The organism is Marinobacter lutaoensis (genome assembly GCF_001981305.1).
Lineage (GTDB): Bacteria > Pseudomonadota > Gammaproteobacteria > Pseudomonadales > Oleiphilaceae > Marinobacter > Marinobacter lutaoensis.
The window spans coordinates 1-1,517 of record NZ_MSCW01000019.1 but is presented as its reverse complement, the minus strand read 5'-3'; the positions used below and the strand labels follow the sequence as shown (position 1 = coordinate 1,517).

The following is a 1,517-nucleotide window of genomic DNA, read 5'->3' as shown; positions in this document are numbered from 1 at the left end:
GGATCGGTTACGGGTACGCCCATGTGTCCACCCTCCCTGGCGTCGTTGTCCGGGTCAATTCCCTTGCCAGCACGGCCGCCTCTCGCGCCCGGGCCTCTCCTTCCTGCGGCACTCGTTCCCGGAATATCCGATGAACCTCCGGCGCCACCCGCGCCCAGGTATCCGGGGGCCCCAGGTACCCGAAAACCGAGCACCAGTGGGTCAGTGCCTGAAGCGAAGTGTAGCCGCTGTCGAGGGCCTCGTTCATCAATGTTCGCAAGCCGAGGACCACGTCGGCCCTCGGCCGGTTTTCCAGCCGGGTTGGGAAGTAGGTTTCGAGGTGCCGGAGCAGGGTCACCAGCGTCGCCCGCTGATCCACCGCCATCAGCTGATTGAGCGTGCGTTCGTTCAGGGGATGCGGAATCGTCACCGTCCGATCCGGGTCTGACGCCTCCCCGGAAGACGCTTCCGGACGCTGCTGGATGTGCCAGCCGTCCCAAAGGGCATCCGGCAGCATCACGCCGGTGATGTCCGACCAGGCGTCGGCGATGCCGCCGTCCCGGGCCGGCGCCAGCAGAACCCTGGCAACGGAAGGATCCGCGATGCGCAGTAAAACACGGTGCCCCAGGGGATGACGCACTTCGATAAACCGCTGCAGGTGGCTCGTCAATGTGGCCAGCGGTGCATCGCTGGTCATGGCATAGCCGCACTCCCGCTCTTTCAGTTCCGCCAGCAACGGCTCCAGACCCGGATGGTCCGGCTCCACACACAGCAACAGCGGTGCCGCCTGGCGAACCGATGCCCAGGCGGTACCATCAAACAGGTTGCGGTAGTCCGGGGTGTCGAAACACGCGTAAAGCCACCGTTCCGCTTCCGCGCGCCGGCTGCCGTCGATCAGAACGTAGTTGGCCCGGACATCCGGGTACCGGGTATCTCCGGACGCCGGAGCGCTGAACACGTCAAGCATCGGAGCCCCTCCCGGCAGGCTCGGTGTCCGCCGAGCAGATCGCCGTCAGTGCCTTGCCGTCCTGTAAAGCACGAATCTGCGCCTCGGGATCGGCGTTCGGCCGTTGCCCGACCTCGGCAAGCGACTCGGGGCCGACCGTCTCCGCCGCACCCGCAACCAGCTCCGGCCGCTCCGGTGTCCGGACCGTCGCGCCGGCCCCCCGACCGGGCGAACCGCCCGCATTGAGCTTGATGGCGGCCCCAGCCAAGGCAACGCCGCTGGCGTCGATCTTGACGAAGCTGCCCCCTGCTTTCAGGGTGATCTCGGCACCCGCTTCGAGAACCACCTTCTGACCGGCCTTGATGTGCAGTTCGGTTCCGGACTCGCTGAGCCAGGCACGCCCCATCTTCAGGTGCAGGCTGCCGCTGACATGAAAGCTGTGATCCTGAGCGACCCGTTCCCGCTTCTCTCCGGCAACGGTGTGGTGCCGGCTGCCCCGGATGTGGTCGAACCGGTTCCCGGCCACCGTCAGGTGGCTGTCATGTCCAATGCACTCGGTGCGGTCGTGACCGGTGTCCAGAACCAAGTCCCT

The 1,517-nt window shown here is 66.4% G+C and carries 2 protein-coding genes; both read right to left on the bottom strand.

The genetic code is table 11. From position 1 onward, the window contains the following. Nucleotides 1-7: 7 nt before the first annotated feature. Nucleotides 8-946, bottom strand: a complete 939-nt coding sequence (locus BTO32_RS17490; protein WP_076725943.1) for a DUF4123 domain-containing protein — start codon at nucleotides 944-946, stop codon at nucleotides 8-10. Beyond that, nucleotides 939-1,517: bacteriophage T4 gp5 trimerisation domain-containing protein (locus tag BTO32_RS17970; protein ID WP_425435237.1), on the bottom strand; the 579-nt coding region annotated here is incomplete at its 5' end. The genes BTO32_RS17490 and BTO32_RS17970, both read right to left, overlap by 8 nt.

What these genes read in the sequence shown, in the direction of transcription:
- BTO32_RS17490 (WP_076725943.1), bottom strand. Translation starts at nt 946, where the DNA reads ATGCTTGACGTGTTCAGCGCTCCGGCGTCCGGAGATACCCGGTACCCG.